Origin of the sequence: Hydrogenobacter sp. T-8 (genome assembly GCF_011006175.1) — a bacterium.
GTDB classification, from domain to species: Bacteria; Aquificota; Aquificia; order Aquificales; family Aquificaceae; genus Pampinifervens; species Pampinifervens florentissimum.
In genome coordinates this window covers 1,520,725-1,537,519 of the sequence record NZ_CP048795.1, presented here as the reverse complement: position 1 = coordinate 1,537,519, position 16,795 = coordinate 1,520,725, and the positions used below count along the sequence as shown (strand labels likewise).

General features: G+C 40.7%; 17 protein-coding genes. 16 read left to right on the top strand and 1 reads right to left on the bottom strand.

Annotated features, from left to right (window positions below; translation table 11 throughout):
• Nucleotides 1-42 precede the first annotated feature (42 nt).
• The 6 genes from G3M65_RS08870 (at nucleotide 43) to G3M65_RS08845 (ending at nucleotide 4,183) form a co-directional block, all read left to right on the top strand.
• Nucleotides 43-486 (top strand): ferritin-like domain-containing protein, encoded by a 444-nt coding sequence (locus G3M65_RS08870; RefSeq protein WP_173834212.1) that lies wholly within the window; start codon nucleotides 43-45, stop codon nucleotides 484-486.
• 161 nt (nucleotides 487-647) lie between these two features.
• The gene (locus G3M65_RS08865; RefSeq protein ID WP_173834211.1) at nucleotides 648-965 is read left to right on the top strand and encodes a DsrE family protein; all 318 of its coding nucleotides are present in this window, start codon (nucleotides 648-650) and stop codon (nucleotides 963-965) included.
• An 11-nt stretch (nucleotides 966-976) separates the two neighbouring features.
• On the top strand, nucleotides 977-1,192 hold the full coding sequence (locus G3M65_RS08860) for a hypothetical protein (RefSeq protein WP_173834210.1): 216 nt from the start codon (nucleotides 977-979) through the stop codon (nucleotides 1,190-1,192).
• A gap of 11 nt (nucleotides 1,193-1,203) precedes the next feature.
• Entirely contained in the window at nucleotides 1,204-2,604 is a 1,401-nt protein-coding gene (locus G3M65_RS08855) for a FlxA-like family protein (protein ID WP_173834209.1), read from the top strand.
• An 89-nt stretch (nucleotides 2,605-2,693) separates the two neighbouring features.
• Nucleotides 2,694-3,236 carry an FMN-binding protein gene (locus G3M65_RS08850; protein ID WP_173834208.1) on the top strand — a complete coding sequence of 181 codons (543 nt, stop codon included), beginning with the start codon at nucleotides 2,694-2,696 and terminating at the stop codon, nucleotides 3,234-3,236.
• On the top strand, nucleotides 3,233-4,183 hold the full coding sequence (locus tag G3M65_RS08845; protein ID WP_173834207.1) for an Aq_1264-related membrane protein: 951 nt from the start codon (nucleotides 3,233-3,235) through the stop codon (nucleotides 4,181-4,183). The genes G3M65_RS08850 and G3M65_RS08845 overlap by 4 nt, the downstream gene beginning before the upstream one ends.
• Nucleotides 4,184-4,185: 2 nt before the next feature.
• Here G3M65_RS08845 and leuS read toward each other — a convergent pair whose 3' ends face one another.
• Nucleotides 4,186-6,012, bottom strand: a complete 1,827-nt coding sequence (gene leuS / locus G3M65_RS08840) for a leucine--tRNA ligase (protein WP_173834206.1) — start codon at nucleotides 6,010-6,012, stop codon at nucleotides 4,186-4,188.
• A gap of 40 nt (nucleotides 6,013-6,052) precedes the next feature.
• On the opposite strand from leuS, the gene G3M65_RS08835 reads away from it, so the two are divergent.
• From G3M65_RS08835 to pdxJ, 10 genes are all read left to right on the top strand, one after another.
• Nucleotides 6,053-6,304: a hypothetical protein gene (locus G3M65_RS08835; RefSeq protein ID WP_173834205.1), complete on the top strand. Its 252-nt coding sequence runs from the start codon at nucleotides 6,053-6,055 to the stop codon at nucleotides 6,302-6,304.
• Nucleotides 6,301-7,095, top strand: a complete 795-nt coding sequence (gene dapB / locus G3M65_RS08830) for a 4-hydroxy-tetrahydrodipicolinate reductase (RefSeq protein WP_173834204.1) — start codon at nucleotides 6,301-6,303, stop codon at nucleotides 7,093-7,095. The genes G3M65_RS08835 and dapB overlap by 4 nt, the downstream gene beginning before the upstream one ends.
• Nucleotides 7,092-7,508 (top strand): archease, encoded by a 417-nt coding sequence (locus tag G3M65_RS08825; RefSeq protein WP_173834203.1) that lies wholly within the window; start codon nucleotides 7,092-7,094, stop codon nucleotides 7,506-7,508. Before dapB ends, G3M65_RS08825 begins: the two co-directional genes overlap by 4 nt.
• Before the next feature lie 67 nt (nucleotides 7,509-7,575).
• Nucleotides 7,576-9,531, top strand: a complete 1,956-nt coding sequence (locus tag G3M65_RS08820; RefSeq protein ID WP_173834202.1) for a cellulose biosynthesis cyclic di-GMP-binding regulatory protein BcsB — start codon at nucleotides 7,576-7,578, stop codon at nucleotides 9,529-9,531.
• Nucleotides 9,528-10,307: a hypothetical protein gene (locus tag G3M65_RS08815; protein ID WP_173834201.1), complete on the top strand. Its 780-nt coding sequence runs from the start codon at nucleotides 9,528-9,530 to the stop codon at nucleotides 10,305-10,307. The genes G3M65_RS08820 and G3M65_RS08815 overlap by 4 nt, the downstream gene beginning before the upstream one ends.
• Nucleotides 10,249-12,168, top strand: a complete 1,920-nt coding sequence (locus tag G3M65_RS08810) for a glycosyltransferase family 2 protein (RefSeq protein ID WP_254426267.1) — start codon at nucleotides 10,249-10,251, stop codon at nucleotides 12,166-12,168. The genes G3M65_RS08815 and G3M65_RS08810 overlap by 59 nt, the downstream gene beginning before the upstream one ends.
• Nucleotides 12,165-13,607 (top strand): hypothetical protein, encoded by a 1,443-nt coding sequence (locus G3M65_RS08805; protein WP_173834200.1) that lies wholly within the window; start codon nucleotides 12,165-12,167, stop codon nucleotides 13,605-13,607. The genes G3M65_RS08810 and G3M65_RS08805 overlap by 4 nt, the downstream gene beginning before the upstream one ends.
• Nucleotides 13,601-14,677, top strand: coding sequence for a hypothetical protein (locus G3M65_RS08800; RefSeq protein WP_173834199.1), 1,077 nt, complete (start codon nucleotides 13,601-13,603; stop codon nucleotides 14,675-14,677). The genes G3M65_RS08805 and G3M65_RS08800 overlap by 7 nt, the downstream gene beginning before the upstream one ends.
• The gene (locus G3M65_RS08795) at nucleotides 14,674-16,056 is read left to right on the top strand and encodes a mannose-1-phosphate guanylyltransferase/mannose-6-phosphate isomerase (RefSeq protein ID WP_173834198.1); all 1,383 of its coding nucleotides are present in this window, start codon (nucleotides 14,674-14,676) and stop codon (nucleotides 16,054-16,056) included. Before G3M65_RS08800 ends, G3M65_RS08795 begins: the two co-directional genes overlap by 4 nt.
• Nucleotides 16,053-16,781: a pyridoxine 5'-phosphate synthase gene (gene pdxJ, locus G3M65_RS08790; RefSeq protein WP_173834197.1), complete on the top strand. Its 729-nt coding sequence runs from the start codon at nucleotides 16,053-16,055 to the stop codon at nucleotides 16,779-16,781. The genes G3M65_RS08795 and pdxJ overlap by 4 nt, the downstream gene beginning before the upstream one ends.
• Nucleotides 16,782-16,795: the final 14 nt, after the last annotated feature.

Below are 16,795 nucleotides of genomic sequence, written 5' to 3'. Positions count from 1 at the left end.
TGTTCTTTATGTGGTGTCAACCATACTTTAGGAGGTATAGACATGGACAAGCAGGCGGTCATTGAGAGGCTCAACCGTATCCTTGAGTTGGAGCTGGCAGGTGTGGTGCGCTACACTCACTATGCGCTTATGGTCTATGGGGTGAACCGTATACCCATCGTCAAGTGGCTTGAAAAACAAGCAGAAGAAGCCCTCCAGCATGCAAGAGAAGTGGGAGAGCTTATCACTTACCTTGGCGGCCATCCCTCGCTGGCTATAGGTCCACTGTTGGAGACCTACAGGCACGAAATTGAGGAAATCTTAAAGGAGTCTCTGGAGCATGAGCTAAAAGCCTTTGAGGAATACAAGGCATTGCTTGAGCTGGTAAAGGACAAGGACCCAAGGCTCGAGGAGTGGACAAGGGAAAAGCTCAAGGAAGAGCTGGAACACTACGATGAGGTCAACAAAATGCTCAGAAAGCCCGGTCAGATTGAGGTCTATCACTAACATGCAGGCTCTTGCTCGTGGGGGGCTTACCTGCCTTGCCTCCCCCTTTTTAGAGGGGTAGTCAAATGTTGAGAGGGTTTTTGATATTAGTTTTTAGTTTTCTTTTAGCCTTTGCCCACCAGTTGAAACCGAACGAAGGCTTGCCTCATATAAGGGTGCTTATGTTCGTTTCTGAGGAAAACCATCATAGGACAGAGACAGCATTTACCATGGCTAAGTCTTTGCTATCAGCTGGTAATGAGGTAGTTATTGTCCTTGAAGGTCCTGCGGTAAAGCTGGCTCAGAAAAGCTACCAAAGGAAATCTATCTATAGGCAAGGCTTGGTGGATGTGTTGAGAGAAGGCGGAATGGTATATGCGTGTCCTTATTGGGGAAGAAAGCTTGGGATCAAAGAGCTCTTAGAGGGTATCCAGTGGGCAAATCCGGCTGTAGTTTTCCCAAGACTTTCAGGTGAAAGCACAAAAGTCATGGTTTGGTAGGAGGTGTAGAAATGAGGACAAAGTTTTTACTGTTGTTCTTGTTTAGCTCTACAGTCTTTGCCCAAGAGACCCTTGAAGATGTGGTAATATCTGCCACAAAGCAGGAGTTGGAGCAAAAGCTGGCACCAAGGTCTGAGGAGGATAAGCTATACATGAGAAAAATCATATTGACAACGGATTTCAATTTATTTATACTTTCTTGCTACAAAATCTCAATTTTAGTGTAAGGAGGTTTGGCATGAAGAAGGTGCTTTTAGCCACCGCACTCTTTTCCACTGCAGTTTTTGCCCAAACGCCAGAGGACAGAATTCGTCAGCTTGAGGAGCAGATAAGGATGCTCCAGCAGGAGGTTCAAAAGCTAAAAGAGGAGCAAAAGAAGGCAGAAGAAACAAGGAAGGAAACAGAAGCCCTCAAGGAAGAAGTAAGACAGCTCAGGCTTGACATTGCCATGCCAAAACTTGAAATTAAGTCCTATTCTGGACTTGGTCCTGCAGCCTCAAAGGTGCACTTTAACCCAAGGGGCGTCTCCATCGGAGGTTATGGTGAGCTTACCTTTGTGCATAATGATGTAAACGCTAGAGGTGGGGCAAAGAGCATAGCGGATATGCAGAGGCTTATACTCTATCTTGGTTATGCCTTTGATGAAAAGCTCAAGTTCAACTCAGAGCTTGAGCTGGAGCACGCCTCTACCTCTGGAGGGCATGGCACAGGCGGAGGATACTTCAAGGCGGAGCTGGCATATCTTGACTATAGGTTTAGACCAGAGTTAGGGCTAAGAGGTGGTCTCCTTCTTATGCCCGTAGGAATAATCAACGAAGTTCATGAGCCTCCCACCTTCCCCTCTGCGGAAAGACCCTTCTTTGAACGTAGGATAATGATGTCCACATGGGAAGAGATGGGTCTTGGAGTGTATGGGACGGTAGGTCCTGTAGACTACAGGTTTTATCTGATAAACGGACTTATGCTGAAAGGTGGTGGAGACTACAATGCACTTGAGCCTTTAAAAACTGTCAGACAAAGAGGTGCAAGGGCTGTGGCAGACAGGCTTGGATATACGGGAAGAGTGGATATAGACCTGCCCTTTAACCTAAAAATTGGAGGTTCTTTTGTCTACGCAGATGTGCAGTCTAAGGGTGGTTCAGATTCTCAGCTTGGTCTCAGAAGAGGTTCAAAGGTTGGCTCTCTTACCATGTTCTCTCCTCACATATGGTGGCAGTATGCGGGATGGGATGTGAGGTTTGTAGGAGCATTGGTGAAAACTGAGGATGCTCTAAAGATGTCCAGAGACCTCTTTGGAAACAACATCCAGAACCCAAACACCGGTGCTAACAGAAATAACATAATGCCAAAGGAACAGCAAGGCTTTTATGTGCAGGTTGCTTACGACCTCTTTAGGCTCTTTGGACCAGAAAATCAGGAGCTTTATGTCTTTGGAATATACGAGGACTTTGATACACACAAGAAAGTGCCCTCTGGCTATCTAAAACCTGACGGACATAAGCTAAAGGTTTATAACTTCGGCATTTCCTATAAACCACACCCTCTCGTAGCCATAAAGGCGGACTATGCGAAGTTAGACTACAGCAAGCCAAAGAAGGATGAAAACGAATACAGGCTCACTCTTGGTTTTATGTTCTGATGGCTCTTCCTCATGTTGTGCCCTCCCCTTCGGGAGGGGCTTTTAGTGTAAAAGTTAATGGAGTAGAATTAAAAGCTCAGGAGGTTAACATGGCTCTGTTGGCTCTTTTATTTCTTATTGTTTACACTCTCTTATCCCCTAACCCCTTGCAAGCAAAGGAGTTTAAAAGACCAGAGCAAGCCCTTTCTCAGATTTATCCCGGCTCTCAAATAGAGGTTAGGAATATTACCCTCACGAGAGAGCAGGTGGAAGAGGTCCAAAGGATATCTGGCGTCAGGTTAGAATCAAGGCTTGCGTCGTGGTATATAGTCAAAAAAGGTGGACAAATAGTAGCCTATGGCTATGCGGACATACACAGAGTTAGGACGCATCCAGAGGTAGTCCTATATACAATTACCCCAGACGGAAGGCTTGACGTGGTAGAGGTGCTTGCCTTTTATGAGCCTCTTGAGTATATGCCAGAGGACCAATGGCTTAGGCTCTTTGCAGGTAAACAGCTAAGCAAAGACCCCATAAGACTTAGGAGAGATATTCCCAATATAACAGGTGCTACTTTGACAGCAAGAGCTATAACTGACAATGCCCGTAAAGTGCTTGCCATGTGGCAGATACTTTTTGGAGGTCAAAGGTGAGGTTTTTCATATCTGCTAACATAAAGAAGAATACACCTCTATACTACGCAGTGCTCTTTTTCTTGGTTTTTGCCTTGCTTTTCTGGCTTGCCTCTTGGGTTCATTTCTATTCCAAGTATGGCTTTTCTCAGGAGAGCCTTGTGAGATATTTCTTTATGGACCCAGAATTTCCCGAAAGGGTTTCCATAGCACAGGTCTCGGAGGACTTTCATGTGGGAGTTTTTATCCATGGAATGCTTCTGATAACCCTTTTTTCTCTGCTAAATATAACGGTCTTATCCAAGAAAACCAAGTTAATGCTTATAGCTTCCACAAGTTTCTTTGCCCTTTTGTTTCTGCTTTCTGACTTCCTTATACTTCTGCTTGGCACAAAAACAGTTATGCTAAAGCTCCTTTCCTTCTTAGCTTACCAACTTAATTATCTAATTACATGGCTTTTGACCACCCTCTACATCCTAAGAGATGAACAAAACTCACCGAAAACAGATACTCTAAAGCTCATAAGCCTTACCTTTGCTTTTTTTTCTCTTTTTTTTCTCTTCTCCAATTTTTTGAACTTTCATGCTAAAATGGGATTTGGAGTTGAAGGCATAAGAAACTACTTTCTTGGCAATCCAGACCTCTTCATTAGGGCTAAGAGTTTTAATGGCGTTTTTAAAGTTTTTTATCCCCATCTTATAGCCATGGCGATTTATTCTCTTGCCTTGGCTCATCTTTTACCCTTTGCGGGAGTAAAAAGAAGGACAGCCCTCTGGATAGGTATTTTTCTGTTTATCTTTTCCTTTTTAGATAATCTTACAAGCCTGCTTTTGCTTTTTCTTGGTTCACCCCTTGCCTACCTTAAACTGCTTAGCTTTTGGAGCTTTCAGCTCTTAGCTGTTGGCTCTTCCCTTGTGCTATTAGTGGGTTCTTTGAAAGGGACTGAGGGAGCAAGGCTGTATCTTTGAGGTTAGCTCTTTGAACCCATATCCCTTTCCATTAACTCTTTTAGCTTTTCCACGTCCTCTTCCAAAAGGCTTTGCACTCCATACTTTTCTTCCAAATACTCCAAATACCTCTCCACGCTTACCCACCTTTTTAGCACCATACCTTGAGTAATAAGCCTAAGGAAGGGCTCTTTGTCCTTTACCAATCCAAGGTCATAAAGGAACTTTTGGAAAAACCTCGCATAAAGAAGGTGCAAGACCGCATGCTCTATACCGCCTATGTATAAGTCTACGGGCATCCAGAACTCCACCCTTTCTGGAGAGAAGGGCTTTTCTGAGTTTTTGGGGTCGCAAAAGCGTAAGAAATACCAGCTTGAGTCAAAGAAGGTATCCATTGTATCCGTCTCTCTTTTTGCAGGTCTTCCACACTTGGGGCAGGTGGTGTTGACAAACTCTGGGACTTTTTCAAGAGGGTTTCCATGACCCGTTATCTCCACCCTTTGAGGTAAAAGCACGGGAAGTTGGTCCTCTGGGACTGGCACTATTCCACAGTGGTCGCAGTAAACTATGGGTATAGGCGTGCCCCAGTATCTCTGTCTTGAAATGTTCCAGTCCCTTAGTCTGTAGGTTATTTTAAAGTCTCCAAGACCCCTTTCCTTAAGCCACTGGGTTATGGCTTTCTTTGCCTCTGTGGACTTTATACCATTAAACTGTCCAGAGTTTATGAGAATACCCGGCTCTTCGTAGGCTCTGTCCTTTGGAAACTCTCCCTCCAAAGGTTTAACCACATACCTTATGGGTAGTCCATATTTTATGGCAAATTCGTAGTCCCTTTGGTCATGAGCTGGCACGCACATTATGGCACCCGTGCCATACTCATAAAGCACATAGTTGGCGGTCCAGACGGGTATCTTCTCTCCCGTAGCAGGGTTTACCGCATAAACTCCAAGAAACACACCTTCCTTTTCTTCCTCTATTCCCCTTTCCCTTGTGGATTTTTGTTTCATACGCTCCACAAAGCTCTTGACCTCTGAGAAGTTTCCTCTCTTTGCCAATTCAAGGGTAAGAGGATGCTCTGGTGCAAGCACTACAAAGGTAGCACCAAAGACCGTGTCTGGTCTTGTGGTAAAAACCTCTATGGATATATCTTCCACAAAGAATTTAAGGATAGCACCCTCTGACCTTCCTATCCAGTTTCTTTGCTGTGCTATAACCCTTTCTGGCCACTTGCCTTCAAGCTCCTTGAGGTCTTCCAAAAGCCTCTCCGCATAGGCGGTTATATTCAAATACCAAGAGGGCACTTCCCTTCTTACTATGGGCGTGCCACACCTCCAGCATCTTCCCTCTATAACCTGCTCATTGGCAAGCACCGTTTCATCGTTAGGACACCAGTTTACCTCTGCGGACTTCCTGTAGGCTAAGCCATGCTCAAAAAACTTGAGAAAAATCCACTGATTCCAACGATAATACTCAGGGTCGCAGGTGGCTATCTCCCTATCCCAATCGTAGGAAAAGCCAAGGCTCTTTAACTGCCTTTTCATATAGGCTATGTTTTCGTAGGTCCAGCTGGCAGGGTGGACTCCATGCTTTATGGCAGCGTTCTCCGCAGGCAATCCAAAGGCATCCCATCCCATAGGATGAAGCACCGAGTAGCCTTTAAACCTCATAAACCTTGCTATGACATCTCCTATAGTGTAGTTCCTCACATGTCCCATATGTATCCTGCCAGAAGGATAAGGAAACATCTCAAGCACATAGAGTTTTTTGCCCTCTTCCCTTGCTTTGAAAATACCTTGCTCTTCCCAAACTCTTTGCCACTTTGACTCTATTTCCTGAGGCTTGTAGTCCATATTCATATTATAATTTTTCAAAACCAAAAAGGAGAGTGTCATGGAAGAACAACTTTACGCAGTGCCTTTCAGCCTCGTGGGTTTCTTCTTCACCAACAAGCCCGTAGAAGAGAGCATAAGAGGAGACCTCAGCCCCGAAGAGTTGGAGAAGCTACAGGAGATAATAAGTAGGTTTCTCTTCACCGAGGGTATTCAAGTAGCCCTTTATCCCTCAGTGGTGCCACCAGACCAAGCGGAAGACGCGGTAGAAGAGCTTGAGGATATGATTTTTGGAGAAGAGGAGGAGGAATGACAAAGGCGGTAGTCTGTGGTGCCCTTGGTAGGATGGGTAAAAGCATCCTAAGGCTCTCCCTTGAGTATTCTGACTTTCAAGTAGTTGGAGGAGTGGAGCATCCAGACTGTATAAGGTCTCATGACCTTGGTGAAGCCTCTGGTATAGAAGAGCTAAAGGGTCTTCCTCTCACTTCAAGGCTTGAAGATGTCCTCGGTCTTTGTGATGTGGTTATAGAATTTTCAGGCAATACTACTGCAGCGGTTTCTCATGGAAAACTTTCCGCCCTTGCAGGAAAGGGTGTGGTAATTGGAACTACTGGCTTTAAGGAACAAGAACTAGAAGAACTAAAATCCTACTCAGAGCATGCTCCCATACTTGTCTCACCTAACATGAGCTTGGGTGTGAACCTGCTTTTTAGGCTTGTGGAAATAGCAAGCAATGTCCTAAGGGGCAGAGGCTTTGATGCAGAGGTGCTTGAAATTCATCACAGATACAAAAAGGATGCACCAAGCGGAACCGCACTAAAACTTGAAGAGATACTCCTACGGACTATGAACCTACAAAAGAAAGTCCATTGCAGAGATGGAATTGCACCAAGGGAGTTAGAAGAGGTGGGGGTTATGTCCCTGAGGGGTGGAGATGTGGTGGGTGAGCATACCGTCTACTTTTTTGGTTTTGGAGAAAGGCTTGAACTTACCCACAGGGCAAGCTCAAGGGATATATTTGCCAAAGGTGCAATAGAGGCAGCAAGATGGATAAGGGGCAAAAAGCCTGGTTGGTATTCCATGTTTGATGTTTTGGGGCTATGAGCTTTTACGAGACCATAGACCGTATAACTGCGGATGCGGGCATAAGAGTATGGGCTAAAAGCCTTGAGGAGCTTCTATGCAAAAGCATACTGGCAACTTTTAACGAAATAACGCCTATAGAATCCATACCACAAAGAGAGGAAAGGGTCATAGAAGTAAACTCAGAGCTCCCCTTTTTGCTTGCAGACCTAATAAACGAATCAATTGTCCTGCACGAAGCGGAGCTGTTTGTAGCGTCAAGGTGTGAGCCATTGGAGGTCAGAGAAGACTATGCAAGGTTAAAACTCATTGGAGACAGGTTTGACCCACAGAAAAACGAGCCAAAGCTGGTAATAAAAGCGGCTACTTACCATGACCTCAAAGTGGAAAGGCAAGGAGACCTTTGGGTTGCGGAGGTTATATTTGATATATGACTGAAGGACGCTTTAAGGAGGGTAATTTTCACGAAATTTTCACTGCAGATATGTTATAATCTGCAGCATGAAATCAAATATAAGAATAAGCTATATAAAACTGGCTATTTTTCTACTTATTTTTGTCTCTGTAGCGAAAGTGAATGCTGGTGGTTTTCAAAGAAATCTTCCTAGTGTAGATGAAGTGTTTTCTGATACACAACCAAGGGGAGAGCAAAGGGTTAAAGATATCTCTCAAAGAAGAATCCATACAAAATCAGAGGTTAATACATTGGATAAAACCTCGTCAAAAATACAAAATAAAAAGTATGAAACAAAACAAACGCCGGAAACCTCATATAAAGTAGTGCAGTATACTTTCAAGGAAATAAATCTTCTAAAAGAAGATATGGTTTTAAGGGGTATTAGCCCAGCTTATGATTTTTACATACCCCTCTATAACAACCTAGTCAGAGCAAACATAAATCTAAAACTTACTATTCCAACATACTTAAGAAAAGACTCATCCGTAAGTATACTCGTAGATGATGTGCCTCAGTATACTATAACCATGCAAAACTCTGGTCAGCCAATAAATCTTGAGATAAGACCAAGAAGAGGTAGAGATTTTATAAAGGTCTCAATAAGAGGAAATCTAAGACTTTCAAACAACATATGTGAAGATGTTTTCTCTGATAAGCCTTATCTTATAATACATGCGGACAGCACCGTTACTTTTTCGTATAAACCAGCGGAGGATATAAGGACATTTCTGATGGATTACGAAAGACAATTTTGTATAGAAGACCGCGAGCTCTTACCATTAGTATACTACATATCCAAGGTCAGAGCCATTTTGCCTGTTTTCAACTGGGGAATAAGTGATAATTGTCAAAAGATAATAAAAATGTCTAAAGACAATACAAAACTTGAAGGTAATACCTTGTATGTCAATAAGCTTTTACTGGAAGCTATACAATATGGCTACGAACCATTTATCTTTGGTAAATCAATCCAAGTAGAACAAGCAAAGAAGAGGAAAACACCCAAATACAAGGAGTTTTCTCTCAAAGAGCTTGGTATTAAAACTGCTACTATAAAAGGTATGTCAAACATTTCCTTCCACATACCTTTCAACTTGGCTTCTTTCGGTGGAATACCAGATACGCTATACTTTAGGCTTAATTTTGCCCACACCCCGGCACACCAAAAAGATAAAATGGAACTGAGAGTATACTTGAACGACACACTTATAAAAACACTTCCTCTTGAAAGTCATGGAACAAAGGGCATTGATATAAAAATACCATCTCAGGAACTTTCATACGGTCATAACAGCCTTGTGGTCAACTTAGTCAATTTCACCTCCTCGGACAACTGTTTTGGTGCAGTGGCGCAATCTGTGCTGACTGTTTTTGACAATTCATACTTTTACTGGAATAGTGTTAACAAAAGGGTAAAAACAATAGCGGACTTCTTTAAGATGATTAACGGAAGGGTGGGATTGAGAATAGAAGATAACAAATTGCTACCACTTGCAGTTAGGATTCTAAATATGCTTCCAGAGGTAAATAAAAGTATAGGCACAGTTGAGTTTATAGAGAAAGAAGATGAGAATTATGATTATATTCTCAGCTTTGTTAAGCCAGATTCTAATAAGGGACTTTTTGAAGTTTATGACCCTGTAGAAAAAAGGGTTGTGTTCTCCGCAAAATACGAGTTGCCCTTTGTTTATTTGGTGCTAAAGGATCTTTCTACTCCAGAGCTAAAGGTAAGCCTTTATGGTAATCCAGATGTTCCAGCTTTAGCCCATATGTATTCTATAGAAGATTATTTGAACCTATACGGTAATGTGGCGGTGATATCAGAAAGCTATTTTGCATCTTTTGAGATTGGAGATAAACTAAGATTGAGATACGAAAGGGAGAGGGGAATAGGTTATTATTGGATGAAGTATAGATTGCTTATAATAATACTCCTCTCTATACCTGTGCTTTACCTTCTAATGCATACCTATAGGAAACTAACAAGGAGGACAGTATGAGGACTCTTTCTCTTGTACTCTTATCAAGCTCATTTGTATTCGCCTCAGCGTGGGTCAGGCAAGAGGGTGAGTTTTTTATCTCAACGAGTTTTAACTACCAAAAAGCAACAAAATATTACGATAAAGACAGTAAAAGGCGTCCTATAGGATGCACCTTTGAAAAAAGAGAGCTACAAATCTATGGTGAATACGGAATAGACCCAAAACATACTGCTGTTTTCAAATTACCCTATAGCTGGTTAGAATGTGGAGATGGTGAAACTTCTGGTTTGGGAGACTTTGAGCTTGGAATTATAAGAAATGTGCGTAAGGGTCAAAGAGACTCCTTATCTCTTTATGGAAATTTAATCATGCCTACAGGCTACTCCATAAAGGATAATCCAAGAATAGGATACGGAAGGTTTGCAGTAGAGGGCGGTCTACTATACGGATTTTCTGGTAATTGGGGCTTTTGGGATTCTGGTGTGGGTTATAGATATTACTTTGGTTATCCTTCAAGTCAGATAAGGGCATACAGCGGTGGCGGTATAAACATAACTCAGAGCCTTCAGCTTCTGACCTTTGTTGATGCTCAAATTGGTCTTGGAAATGGCAAGAGGAAATCAATTGGTGAAAATGTTTTTCTTGAACCAGACTATAAACTGGTGCAGGTAAATATAGCACCAAGAATAAAATTAGGAAATCTTTCCTTAGTGCCAGGTTATCAGAAAACCCTCTATGGCAGAAGGGTGGGAGATGCACATGGCTTCTTCTTCAATTTATGGTATAGCTTCTAAAAGAAGCTTGATCGGTAGTATATTAGTTGAAAAAGGTTATATCACAGAAGAGCAACTTAAAGAAGCTCTTGAATATCAGGAAAAAAGCGGTGGGAGGTTAGGATGGATACTTGCCTCTCTTGGTTATATTAGGAGAATTGACCTTTATAGGGCACTTGCAGAACATTTTAACCTTCCTTTCTTACTGGGAACAGAAAAGATTCTTATGCAAATTAACGCTGAATTTATTAAGGGTTTTGAAGTTCAAGAACTTATAAGATATGAGGTTATACCCGCAAATTTAGATAAATATACAAATACTGTAAAACTTTTTGTGTCAAACCCTGGAAGTATTGAGCTTGATGAGTTTATAAACAGGCACTTTAGTGGATACAAGACAGAGTTAGTGGTTATAACTGACCTTGACCTTATAAAAACTCTTGAATATATCTATAAGGATTTGCTAATAGACAAGGCGATTAAGGGGTTATTTTATTTATCTCCTGAGTATTCTGCATCTTTAGTTTTTTCAAAAATGCAGGTTCTCTTTATGGGTTTTGTGCTTTTTTCAGTGTTAATTGGACTTTATATAAATGCTGTATTTACTCTTATAACTATTATAGGAATAGCACAAGTTTTTTACCTTCTTTCTATAGGATTCAAACTTGTCGTTAGTATAGCGGGGGCAAAAAGTGAAATGGAGCAGTTCATAACAGAAGAAGAGGTTAAAGCTTTGAAGGATGATGAATTGCCTGTATATACGATACTTGTTCCTGTATACAAAGAACCTGAAGTTGTCGGCATACTGATGGAAGGTTTAAAAAAGATGGACTACCCCCAGGATAAACTGGATGTTATTCTGCTTCTTGAGGAGGATGATACAGAAACATTAAAGGCTGCAAAAGACCACAGACCACCAGCCAACTGGCGTTTTATTATAGTACCCAACAGTATTCCCAAAACAAAACCAAAGGCGTGTAATTACGGTTTGTTTTTTGCCAAAGGGAAATATCTAACCATATACGATGCGGAGGACATACCTGAGCCGGACCAACTAAAAAAGGCAGTTATAGCCTTTAGAAAGGCTGGCAAAGATTACATATGTTTTCAGGCAGCACTAAACTACTTTAACAAGGATGAAAACTTTCTTACAAAGATGTTTACTCTTGAGTATTCTTACTGGTTTGACTATCTATTACCTGGTCTTTTCAACCTTAAACTACCCATTCCTCTTGGAGGCACAAGCAACCACTTTGATGTGGAAAAGCTTCGTGAGATAGGCGCGTGGGATCCCTTTAACACCACAGAAGATGCAGACCTTGGGGTCAGAGGCTTTGGGAAAGGATACAAAGTAGGCATAATTAACTCCACGACCTATGAGGAGGCAAACGCAAAATTAAAAAACTGGATAAGACAGAGGTCAAGATGGATTAAAGGATACATGCAGACCTTTTTAGTGCACTCAAGAAACCTAAAAAGACTTTACAAAACCGTCGGATTTAAGGGAATGTTATCTTTCCTATTTCTAATAGGAGGGACTCCTCTTACATTTCTGATGAACCCTATAATGTGGTTTATGTTTTTAATATGGCTTATAACTCAAACAAAGACTTATGAACCAATATTCCCTCCATTATTGCTACATGTATCTTTATTTAATCTCCTAATAGGTAATTTTATAGGCATTTACCTAAATATGATTGCAGTTTTCAAAAGAGGCTATTACGAACTACTTCCTTACGCTTTTTTAAATCCAATATATTGGATACTTCATTCTATAGCTTCATATAAAGCACTATATGAATTGTTTACAAAGCCCTTCTACTGGCAAAAGACACAACATGGCATAACCAAATACAAACCACCGGTAGTTGGCTCATGATAGCCTTCATAGTATTTTTTATACTCTTCTTGCTTTACTTTTATATATCACAAGAGCTGTTTTTTAAGTTTGATTATATCCATAGCAATTTACTTTTCTTTGCGGAAAAAGCATTGATAGCGGTGCAAAGTGGTTTTAGAGTGGAAAATATAGGTTTTGTTTATCCACCTATCGCCTTTGTGCCTTTCCTTATAGTCAACGACCCTCTTTTAGTTTCACCTATCATAAGTGCTTTGTTTTCCACATTTTTAATAACATATCTCATAAAAACTTATAAAACAGACGCTCTATCTATTTTGAGTATTTCTATTATTATGCTCAATCCTCTATACCTATTTCTATCTTCCCAGAGATTTGATGTGCTTTTATTCTATATACTGCTTTCCCTATCTGTTTTTTACACAGTAAGACATATAGAAACAAAATATTCCTTGTATATATTCGTCGCAGGTTTGCTTCTTGGCATAACATTCTTTGTAGACTTTAGGAGTCTTTTTGTAGTTCCTGTATACTTTATCAGCCTTTTTCTGTTGACTAGTAAAGAAAATTTTCCCTACAGGGTTGCAATTGTGGTGGTGAAAATTACTCCTGTTGTATTTTTCCTTTTTTCTTGGCTCTATTTAAACTGGATTTTCACAGGTAATCCCCTTAATTTTATTCAAAGTCCTTATTCCTTTTTCAGAAGTGAGCCTGTTATTGATGAATTTATACAAGCATCTGGCTCATTTATACGAAGTCTTTACCTTACCTTAAAGCAGTTGTTTTTAAATAGCCTTCTCATTCTACCGTATTTCTTAGTTATACCTTACATAAAGAGGTTTAAACTTTTATATACAACTCCTCTGTTTTTGGTTTATATAGTACCCATATTTGTATTTTATTTCTCCATATATTTTGGCATGTCTTTCCCATACATGTATTCATCCGTTTTGTTTCTACTCTTTTCCCTTGTCTTTGCTTTTTACCTAAGGATAGCAAACTCAAAGCCCTACTTGTTTTCCATGATTATAGCTTTTCTTTCTGCTTTCTTTATACCAGATCATTCAAAAGATTTAAATGAGAAAGAATTCATTGGTTCCCTCAAAGGTAGAATCATACCAGAAAGGATAAGCATAAAAGAAGACAGGATAATTGCGGAACTTTTAATTGGCTACGGGTGTAAAAAAATTCTCTCTGACGATGCTTACACCTTTCCAGTGGTTTATTTTACAGGAAGTTCCAATATATTTATACTCCCGCACAATTACACATACTATACCGCTCTGTCAAACCCTATAACCTTTGCAGATTGTATGTTGATAAGTAGAAATTCAAAAGATGCTATAAAAAAGAGATTTATCAAATCTGAATCTGGCTTTGTCCCAAATTTTTACCTTGTATATGATGGATTAAAATATATGCTATACACTAACACTAATAGGGAAGTTTATAAATGGTAGACAGAAGAACTTTTCTGATTAGCTTACTTTTGGGTGTAGCAAGTTGTGGAAGTTCTGGCGGTAATTCATCCTCTCTTCAGCCACAACCACAGCTACCGCAGGGGAGGTCCATACTCTTTGGGCTTGGGGAAGACCCAGAAAGGCTTGTTAATGGTTATGATCCTGAAGGAAAAAGAGTTTTAGACATTCTTGAACCAAACATACTTAATTTTTGGTTAAATGGTTCTGTAGATGACCGTAAACAACCTTATGGAAACAGCATGCACTTTATAAGGGATTGGGCTAATAAGGGACGCTTTAAGGAGTGGTCAGAGCTTGGCTACAGTCTTATGCTAATAACTTGGGAAAACTACGACGGTCAAAACCCCTCTTTTGGTGGACCAACTTACGGAGAGTATCACATATCCCAAACCTTTTTGCAGGACCTTCGGGATGTTTTGTCTATTTTAAAGTCTCAAGTAAAAGGTAAGGTATACATAGCCCTTGCCACTGAACAATCTACTTATACCGCTTGTAGGTATAACCAAACTTGCAAACATGAAATTCCTTATACGGATAGTATAAATGACCTTACTAAAGACTATTACACTCGTTTAAGAAGCAATCTTCTTAATGCCATAGACATCATAAAAAACAGTGGTGTGGATGCGGTTTATGGGATATGCTTTGGTGGATGGCTTGTAGAATTTCAAGAAGGCATAAATTTCATAAGATTTTTTGAGCCTGTTATCCAGAACAGCAATGCCATATTTTTTCAAAGCATGTTTGACTATAAAATGTCTGAAAACGGGGGCTATGGCAATCCTCAGAGAATACTCAAAAATTGTGAGTTTTTCTCTCAGTATGGTAAGCCTTTGCATCTTGCTCACTACATGCCAAATAATAAGAGGGCAGACGTGGTTGCGGATGACATGACCTATATGAATAACTCAGACTACATAGGGAGATTATACAGATTAGGCTTGAGAAGTTTTTCTTTTATGAGTTATGGGCTGGTAAAGAATAACGAATATGGAAGTCTTGACAAGCTCTCTGCTTTTAGAAAAAGCCTTAAGGAGGTTAGCTTATGAAGGTTATGATACTGGCAGGTGGTAGTGGCACAAGGCTTTGGCCTCTATCAAGAGAAAACCATCCAAAGCAGTTTTTAAAGCTATTTGATGATATTTCCTTCTTGAGAATGACCTACGAAAGAGCTCTAAAGCTGGTAGACCACAGGAATATACTTGTAATAACACATAAAGATTATAAGCATAAGGTCATAAATGACCTTTATCCTTATGAGGGGTATACACTTCTTACAGAGCCTTGTAGAAAAAACACAGGTCCAGCCATAGCCCTGGGCTTGCTATACATGAAAGAGGTTTTGGGTGTGCAGGAAGAGGAGGTAATTTTTACGCTTGCCTCTGACCAGCTTATAAAACCAGAGGACAGGTTTGTGGAGTATCTGAGGTTTGCCAGCAGTGTCGCTGAGGATGGGTACGTGGTAGCCTTTGGCATTCATCCTACCAGACCAGAAGAGAACTTTGGATACATAAAGGCGGGTGCTTTACTTAAAGAGCAGGGTGAGATAAAAGCCTATAGGATGGAAAGGTTTATAGAGAAACCCAAGGGTGAATTGGTTCAAAAATTATTGGAGGAAGGGTCTTACTTTTGGGACTCAGGAAACTTTGTCTTTAGCGTCCGCACTGCCATTGAAGAGTTTAAGTTAAATGCTCCAGAGATTTACGGAGTGATGTCTGAGGGTTATGAAACTTTTCTTGAAAACTACTGTGGACTTCCTGATATAGCCTTTGACTACATGGAGATGGAAAAGACACGAAGGGGTGCTGTGGTTCCTATGGATATATTTTGGAGTGATGTGGGTTCTTTTGATGGTCTTTATTCTGTTATAGAAAAGAATGATAGAGACAACGTGTGCATGGGTAAGAGTCTATGCTTTGATAGTGAAAATTCCTTAGTCTATAGCACCAGTAAGTTAGTATGTCTTTTAGATGTAAATGATATTGCGGTAATAGAAAATAGGGATGCGATTCTTGTGATGAAAAGGGGAAGTGCTAGAAAAGTAAGGGATTTAGTAAAACTTCTAAAGGAGAAAGGTTATAAGGAAGCCTACTTCCATGTTGAAAATAGCTACGAGTGGGGAACAGAGCTAATCTTGGAGACGGGACAAGGCTATAGAATAAGTAAGTTAAGTATACTTCCTGGAAGGTCCATAAGTAATCGTATGCACATGCACCATAACAGAACCTGGACAGTTCTGAAAGGGACTGTTCGTATAAAGACCAGTTCAAAAATTGGCTATTACACAGCTGGTGATACTGCTTACGCTTATAAGACAAGCCCTTACAGTATTGAGAATGTGGGGTTTGTAGTAGCAGAACTTTTAGAAATAAGGATGGGCGAGTATTTAGGGGATGATGATATAATCCTCATAGAAGGGCAGTCATGAGGCTCGGTGTAAACATAGACCATGTGGCAACCCTTAGGCAGGCAAGGAAAACCTTTGAGCCAAGCCCTCTTTTTGCAGCCTTGATTGCCCAGCAAGCAGGAGCACATCAAATAACCTTACATCTAAGAGAGGACAGAAGGCATGTGCAAGAAGAAGACTTGGAGCTTATAAAAAAGGCAGTGCATGTGCCAGTGAACCTTGAAATGGCAGCAACGGATGAGATGAAGGCTATAGCTCTGAGGGTTAAGCCCAACAGGATAACCCTTGTACCAGAAAGAAGAGAGGAAATAACCACAGAAGGCGGGCTAAACGTAGTTGCCATGAAAGACCATCTAAGGGAATATATAAAAGACTTCAAGGAATCTGGAATAGAGGTTTCCCTTTTTATAGAACCAGAAGAGTCCCAAGTATACGCAAGTAAGGAAGTGGGGGCTGACGCTGTGGAACTTCACACGGGGAGGTATGCAAACCTTTTCAACTCACACAAAATTGAGGAAGCAAAGAGGGAGATACAAAGACTAAAAGAGGCTGGTCTAAAGGCAAGGTCTCTAGGTCTAAGGGTTTACGCAGGGCATGGGCTTACATACAAAAACACTTCTTTACTTGTAGAATCCTTGAGGGATGTGGTAGAAGAGTTAAACGTAGGTCATTCTATAATCTCCAACGCACTTCTTTGGGGTATAGAAAGGGCTGTCAAGGAGTTCTTGCAACTACTTAGAGATTAGCTATATTTACATAT